The 7,119-nt window shown below is 62.8% G+C and carries 7 protein-coding genes and 2 pseudogenes; 1 reads left to right on the top strand and 8 read right to left on the bottom strand.

What is annotated here, in order from left to right; translation table 11 throughout:
- The 6 genes and pseudogenes from EU800_RS18985 to EU800_RS18960 all read right to left on the bottom strand — a co-directional run.
- Positions 1-230 (bottom strand): hypothetical protein (locus tag EU800_RS18985; protein ID WP_129634668.1); only part of this gene is annotated, 230 nt, incomplete at its 3' end.
- A gap of 18 nt (positions 231-248) precedes the next feature.
- Positions 249-641 carry a hypothetical protein gene (locus EU800_RS18980; RefSeq protein ID WP_129634666.1) on the bottom strand — a complete coding sequence of 131 codons (393 nt, stop codon included), beginning with the start codon at positions 639-641 and terminating at the stop codon, positions 249-251.
- Between the two features lie 71 nt (positions 642-712).
- Entirely contained in the window at positions 713-1,093 is a 381-nt protein-coding gene (locus EU800_RS18975) for a hypothetical protein (protein WP_129634664.1), read from the bottom strand.
- A 299-nt stretch (positions 1,094-1,392) separates the two neighbouring features.
- Positions 1,393-1,623, bottom strand: a pseudogene (locus EU800_RS18970) (transposase); the annotation flags it as partial.
- 709 nt (positions 1,624-2,332) lie between these two features.
- Complete coding sequence (locus EU800_RS18965) at positions 2,333-2,662, bottom strand: GYD domain-containing protein (protein WP_129634662.1); 330 nt, start codon at positions 2,660-2,662, stop codon at positions 2,333-2,335.
- Positions 2,663-3,578: 916 nt separating this feature from the next.
- The gene (locus tag EU800_RS18960) at positions 3,579-4,745 is read right to left on the bottom strand and encodes an NADH:flavin oxidoreductase/NADH oxidase (protein WP_129634660.1); all 1,167 of its coding nucleotides are present in this window, start codon (positions 4,743-4,745) and stop codon (positions 3,579-3,581) included.
- Positions 4,746-4,903: 158 nt separating this feature from the next.
- Between EU800_RS18960 and EU800_RS18955 the strand changes: the two genes are divergently transcribed.
- The gene (locus EU800_RS18955; RefSeq protein WP_129634658.1) at positions 4,904-5,269 is read left to right on the top strand and encodes a hypothetical protein; all 366 of its coding nucleotides are present in this window, start codon (positions 4,904-4,906) and stop codon (positions 5,267-5,269) included.
- A 21-nt stretch (positions 5,270-5,290) separates the two neighbouring features.
- Here the strand turns inward: EU800_RS18955 and EU800_RS18950 are convergent.
- Both EU800_RS18950 and EU800_RS18945 read right to left on the bottom strand, forming a co-directional pair.
- Positions 5,291-5,467: pseudogene (locus EU800_RS18950) on the bottom strand (transposase); the annotation flags it as partial.
- Between the two features lie 47 nt (positions 5,468-5,514).
- Positions 5,515-7,098, bottom strand: a complete 1,584-nt coding sequence (locus tag EU800_RS18945; protein ID WP_129634656.1) for an arylsulfatase — start codon at positions 7,096-7,098, stop codon at positions 5,515-5,517.
- Positions 7,099-7,119: the final 21 nt, after the last annotated feature.

The following is a 7,119-nucleotide window of genomic DNA, read 5'->3' as shown; positions in this document are numbered from 1 at the left end:
TCCTCAGTGAGGCCGTGCTGCTCGACGAGGGCCCCCACGGCCTCGGCGCGCTTGCCGTCGCCCATGATGACAGCCCGCGCCAAGTCGAGGGCGGCGTTGTAGCGGTTGGTCTGTTCGGTCATTTGGTTCCTTTCCTTGGATGTTGTCGCGACGCCTTCCAGACGCTGGGGCATCGCTTCGGTCATGGTGTCGATGTCGCGCTTGGAGGAGACGCTGGTCGTTCTGGTCATGGTGTTCCTTTCCGGACGCTATCTGTCCGCCCCTTCGGTTGTGGTTTCCATCTCGACCTCCGGGGCGCGCATCGCCTCCAGCAGGACTTCGAGCAGCTTCTCCTCGTCGGCGGTCATATCCAGATCTGCATCCTCAGGGTCCGACCCCTGCCAGACTTGGTACCACGAGGCGACCATGTGGGTGCCGTGGTTGAAGTGCGGGAGCTTCTCCATGAAGGCAGAGCCGTTGACGAAGGGCCACTCCAAGGAGGCGTGGTAGTCCGGTCGCCCTTGGCTGCGGCTGTAGGAGAGGTGGTCCGCCCGCACGATCAGGTCGGAGCGGATCAGGTCGCCGGGTTTCACGTCAGCCGGCAGGATCTGGCCGAGGCAGGTCCATGGGCGGACCGGCCCCCAGCCGGGTTTCTTGGTCATAGTGGTGTCCTTTCGGGTGGTGGAAGCGCCGCCTTGCGGCACGCGGCCCCGCCTTGCGGCGGGTCATCCGGTCAGGTGACTGGCTTGAAGCGGCCGGCGAGGCTGTCGGGCAGCTCCGCCCAGCCGAAGCTGCAGCAGGCATATGCCTTGCCGTCGTCGCCGACGGAACCGTAGCGCCCCCGGCTTTGGCTGGCGAGCAGCCTTCCGGCGTCCGGTGCCACCCTGTTGGTGAACGCGAAGAGCGCTTCGAGGTCGCCAGTCTCGACGGTGCAGGCGTGGGTGAAGAGCTCGGCATCAAGGGCGTCGGTGACGCGTCCTGCGGCTGCCTCAGGCTGCAGCCACGAGGTCAGGTCGAGATGCGGGTTACTCCAGTCGACGTTGCTCCGTCCGGCGCTGTTGACCTCGTGGTAGCGCGCGTCGGAGAGGATGGGCTGGAAGAGGTGGTAGCGCATGGTGGCCCCCTGCCGTTTGGATCGGGAGGCGGGCTGCCACCCCATAGGTATCCGGACAGTTTCGGGACCGGGAAGTGGCGTCGCCCCCTCGATACGTATCCGGACAGATGTCTGACGAGGGCGCAGAAACGCAGAGGCCCGGCTCGTCTGGCAGGGCCATCTGAAAGGTCGGATGGAGTGGTCAGTCAGGTCCTGACGGTCGCGGGGCCGGCCTTGGGGATGTAATCTTCATCCGGTGTGAGTTATTCCCCGTCACCGCCCGGTGTAATCCGGAGCAGAGTCCGGAAGGCCTGCTCGCCCTCGATCTCTGCGCACAGCCGGCTGACCTGGATCTTCGACATGCCGCCCGCACCCATGGCCTTCACAAGATCATCGACCGAGCGCGTCGAGACGCTGTGGACCTAGGCTTTCCGGATGACGGCGACCAGAGCCTCTTCCGCCATCCGCCGCGGTTCGCGGGAGCTTGTTAGATAGCTCCCCTAGCGCAGCTTCGGGATCGCAAGCTCGAGCCGGCCGGCGCGGGTGTCCCAGCCCGATCCGCCTACAATCACGTGTTCCAGTCTACGTGAGCACCGCCTGCCGCGCGCAATGCTTGATCAGAGAGCGAAATCAGGCGATCTTGCCATCAACTGGCAGACCAGTTGGGAATGTCTGGTCATACTTTCGCCACACTCTTGCCGTATTCTAGGCTAGTTTTGAAACCGCCCGTTTCCAGCATTTTCGCGGCGAGCGTCCCTCATTGACGCTCGTCGCTTTTCTTTGCGCCGTCACCGCTGCAGCGTAGTCCGCGCGCCGCCTCTCGGAAACTTTCTTGACCAACTGACATTCAAAGCTACTTACCTGTCAGTTTCCAACAATGAATTATATCGTGCAGGCGGCGAGTGGTGCTGAGTGGACCACTCGCCGCCGTGTTTTCACCCGTACGTCACTTAAATGTCCAACCGTTTGCCTCAGTGTGGTGCACGGTGTCTCCTTTTCCCTCACAGACACCTGCCACCCGGAGTGCGGCGAGGGGGGTGTCAGCCTCTCGCCGCACCATCCTACGCGCTCACAGGGTCGGCATTGTTTTTTGAAGTTCCTCCCTGCCGATTAGGGAGGCTACCTATCCACCCACGTGAGCATCTTGGGTGATGCGTGTGGACCCGGTGTAGTTATCCAACTTCCTGATCAACCGTCCCCAGCTCCGACTGAAGCCCGGGCCGCGCCCGGCGCGCCGAGAGTAGCGGAGGTGCCTTGGGCTCAGCCCGGCGGCGAATAGGCAGCCGCGAGATCAACGGCCTTCTTCTGCATCGCTAGGAGTTCCTCCGAGGTGAAGGCACGTTGCGTCTGCAGGTTGCTGGCCGCGCCCGAGGCCCCGGCGACGATCAGCGACGCAATGATGTCGGTGACGTCATCGGTGGTCGCAATAATGATGAAGTCGGTCGGGCCGGTGGTGGCGTAGAAGGCCTCCATCGTGCCGCCGGCAGCCTCGATCAGCGCGCCGGTGGCTGCACCGCGGTCGCTCGGATGGGCCAGCATCCCCTTGGCGGCGGCCTGAGTATAGTTCCCGGTGATGATAAAACGTGGCATCTGTGTCCTCCCTGAAAACGGGGACCCGGATCTGCGCCCGCACCATGCGGATCGTTTGTCGTCCGCAGTCCCACGGGGAGAGGTTAGCACAGTTTGAGTGACGCAAGGTAATATGAACTCATGGCCGGGCTGCAGGCGGGCCGCGAGGACCGGACGGAGGAAAGGAAGCCCGGCGACTTGAATTGTAGGAAAGTCTGAAAAACATTCGCCCGTGGGCATGATCTGATAGGGTTGGCGGATCCACAAGAGGAGCGCCGCCGATGTCAAAACAGCCCGCCTTCCCGAGCATGACGCGGGCGATGAAGACGAAGCAGACGCGGCGCGAAGTCATCAGGACGTGAGCACACTATGATCGACGCTACTGAGTTTGAACCCAGCAGCGACAGCAAAATGGTCGCGATGATCTTCGGTACCTTTCCTCGGACATGCTGACCTCCTTCCCCCTGGCAACGGCCAGAATGCCCTCTCTGGCGGCTTCCACGGCCTCCTGTGGGGTCGTGGTCGATGGTCTGGTTGCCCGCTGGTCAAGATTGGAGGATATGTTCCCACCACCCCGCTATTGGACGAGGCATCAGGCCATGCATTTCCGAACTACCCCGACCTCCTCCAAGGTTCGCCGTGACCAGCAGGTTGGTGCACCAGCGTTTCTCTTGTGGGTTGTTGGGGTCATGGCCCTGATTGAGTTCACCCTCAGCGCTGCTGACGCCGGTATTGTCGGGTCACCTTCGTGGCGTTGGGTCGCCTACGGGTTCGGAGCATTTTGGCAGCCATTGATTTCTGGGGACGTCTCGCCGATTTTTCCCGGCCAAACCGCAACGATGTTCGCTTGCCTTTTCCCACCAGGTCACGAGCGAGGCCACGCCCTTGCTGGCGACGCTGGTCCAGTTCCTGGCCTATCTCGTCGCCTTTCTTCTGGTCATCGTGCTTCTGCTGCATGACCGCAAGGCTTGTAGAACTCGGACGTCCGTTCCCGCGCAGCCAGCCACCACCCGGACTGTTCCGGCCAGGCCGAGAAGGTGGTGTCGTGCCCGAGATCGCGCGCGGCATGGAGCGCCCAATTCGGATTGGCGAGCGCCTCGCGTGCGATGGCGATGAGATCGGCGCTTCCGTCGGCAAGGATCCCCTCGGCCTGTTCAGGATGGGTGATAAGGCCCACGGCCATGGTCGGCATGCTGACCTCTTTGCGGACCCGTTCGGCATAAGGCACCTGGAACCCCGGCTGGCGCTTCTGTCCGCCACCCGCCATCGCGGAGCCCGCGATGCCGCCCGACGAACAGTCCATGACTTCGACCCCGATCGCTTTCAGCGCACGGGCAAGAACGACCGTATCATCGAGACTCCAGCCCTCGGGGGCGCCATCGACTGCCGAGGTCCGGAAGAACAGCGGCAGGTCCTGGGGCCAGGCAGCGCGTATTGCTTCAGCGATTTCGAGGGCAACCCGCATCCGCCCCTTCAGATCACCGCCGTAGGCGTCCGTTCGCCTGTTCGACAAAGGCGAAAGAAAGCTGTGAACGAGATACCCATGGGCGCCATGGATCTCGACAATGCGGTAGCCGGCTTCGCGGGCGCGATGCGCGGCCGATACATAATCCGCGATCAGAGCCTGGATCTCGGCCACGGTCAGTTCATGCGGAACCGGCCAGCCCTCTGCGACCGGGATCGCCGAGGCGCCCACGGGCGTCCACGGCATTTCACCGCGTGCGAAATCGTCCTCGCCGAGGGGGCCGTTGCCGAACCAGGGCCGCTGCGTTCCAGCCTTGCGCCCGGCATGGCCCAGCTGGATCGCAGGAATGGCGCCATGGCGCAGCAGGAACTGGGCAACCCGCGTGTGCCCGGGGATCTGGCTGTCGGCCCAGAGGCCCGGGCAACCATGTGTGATGCGCCCTCTTTTCTGCACGGCGGTGGCCTCGGTGAACACGATGCCGGCACCGCCGATGGCGAACCGGCCGAGATGGACAAGATGCCAGTCGTCCAGGTGTCCATCGTGCGCCGAATACTGGCACATGGGCGAGATCACAACGCGGTTGCGGGTCTTGAGGCCACGCAGCTTGAGTGGCTGGAAGAGCATCAGGGCGTCGGGCATGGCGTCGTCTCCGGGTTCGGGTTCCGACTTTGTCTGTCTGCGATAAGCGTTGCAGATTCAAGCAACGGCCAGTCTTAAGCGACCGTCCTTTTGACCTTCCCTGCTCCTCGTCGAGAGTTCTCTGGCCAGTCGGCAGGAGCTGGCGCAGGAGATCCCCGATGACGTCGCTTGAGGCGCTCTCCGTGGCCCGTCAGAAGGCGAAGATCTCCTCGGGTAACCTGAGCACCAGGCGGCTTCTCCCGCCCCTCTCCGCGCCCGGCACCTCGGCGATGATGGCCTGCGTTACTCAACGATCACTCATCCTCTGGCACCGGCCCGAGGCCAAGTTCGTCCCACGCCTCCGGGTTGCGGATCTGGATCTGGCGCAGATAGCCGTTCTGGGCGGCGGTGACGAACTGATGCGCTTTCTCCTCAGTGAGGCCGTGCTGCTCGACGAGGGCCCCCACGGCCTCGGCGCGCTAGGAAGCGTCTTCCTCACCCGGTGTCAGGTGCTCACCGTCACCGCCCGGGGCGATGCCAAGTAGCTTCCGGAAGGCGCAATCGCCCTCGATCTCGGCGCAGAGCCGGCTGACCTGGCTCTTCGACATCCTGCCCTCCCCCATTGCCTTAAGCGGACAGTCGGCCGAACCCATCGAGACGCCGTGCACGTAGGCTTCCTGGATGACCGCAGCCAGAGCCTTATCCGCCGTCCGTCGCGGTTCGAGGAAGCTCGGGAGATAGGCCGCGCCGATGGATCAAGAATTGCGGGTGCTGCATATCAGATCCAATCCTACTGGTTGCCCGACGAGCCTGCCAGGACCGCTTCCATGACACGGTCGAGATTGAAGCTGCCGGGCTTCTGCCTCGGCGGAAAATCCTGGAAGCTCTGGAGCCAGCGCCCGACATAGGCACCGGCCGGGGCGATGACGAACATGTGCTCGATCCACCACCGCTGATAGCCCATGGCGTCCTCGGCTTCGGCGCGCTCGAACGGGTCCATGATCAGATTGGTGATGGATGGCGCACGCAAGACCTCGAAGGGCGTGGTCCAGACCTTGTAGCCTTCGGCGTTCTGGCGCAGGAACGTCATTTTCCAGGCACCGTACCGCAATGCCGCAACCGAGCCGTCGTCCGTCCAGTAGATGAACTCCTCGCGAGGCCATTCCGCCTCGCCCTTGAGGGCCGCAGTCAGATCATAGCCGTCGAGATGAACCTTGTAGCTCCGCCCGATGGCCTCGATGCCACCTTCGAGAAGACGCTCCTTGATATCCGGTTCTCCGGCCGCGGTCAGCAGGGTCGGCAACATGTCCTCATGGGCCACAATCTCGTTGATGACTGTACCCGGCTCAATCGTACCTGGCCAGCGGATCGCCGTTGGAACACGGAAGCCGCCTTCCCACTGGGTGTTCTTCTCGCCCTTGAGCATCGTCGTGCCACCATCGGGCCATGTGAAGGTCTCGGCACCATTGTCCGACGAGTACATGACGATGGTATTGTCGGCGATACGCAGTTCATCGAGCTTGTCGAGAAGTTGGCCGACCATTTTGTCGTGCTCCACCATGCCGTCGGCATAGATGCCCAGGCCGGTCACGCCCTGCGATTCGGGCTTCAAATGCGTAAAGATGTGCATCCGGGTGGAGTTCCACCACAGGAAAAAGGGCTTGTCTGCCGCATGCGCCTTCTCCATGAAAGCGAGCGCCCGTTCCGTCACCTCTTCGTCTACCGTCTCCATCCTCTCGCGTGTCAGGGGACCGGTATCCACGATATCCTGTCCGATGAGTGCGCCGTTGTCGTCGTAATTCGCAGTCGATTCGATGACACCTCGCGGGCCGAACTGTTTCTTGAACTCCGGGTTCTGTGGGTAATCTGGGCTCTGCGGCTCTTCCTCGGCGTTCAGGTGGTAGAGGTTGCCGAAGAACTCGTCAAAGCCGTTGTTGGTCGGAAACATCTCATCAAGATCGCCCAGGTGGTTCTTGCCGAACTGGCCCGTCATGTAGCCCAGCGGCTTGAGCAGACCTGCGATGGTCGGGTCCAGAGTATTCATTCCCTCCGGCGCCCCTGGCAGGCCAACCTTGGTCAGGCCGGTTCGAATGGGAGACTGCCCGGTTATGAAAGCGGCTCGCCCGGCAGTACAGCTTTGTTGCCCGTACCAGTCTGTGAACATGGCGCCTCCCACGTAGATCCTGTCGATATTCGGCGTGCGGTATCCCATCATGCCGAAGTTGTTGGCGCTGATGTTGAATTGGCCGATATCGTCCCCCCAGATCACAAGGATATTGGGTTTGGCGCCGGCACCCTGCGCCAGGGCGGATGAGGCGATCGGGAGATACAGCGCGGCAAGCGCGGCGGTAAGTAGTCTTGAGCGTTGCGTCATAGTGGCCCCTTCCAGGTCTGG

Origin of the sequence: Tropicimonas sp. IMCC6043, assembly GCF_004146235.1 — a bacterium.
In the GTDB taxonomy this organism is placed as follows: domain Bacteria; phylum Pseudomonadota; class Alphaproteobacteria; order Rhodobacterales; family Rhodobacteraceae; genus Tropicimonas.
The sequence above is the reverse complement of the archived record's forward strand: the minus strand, read 5'-3'. Positions and strand labels throughout refer to the sequence as shown.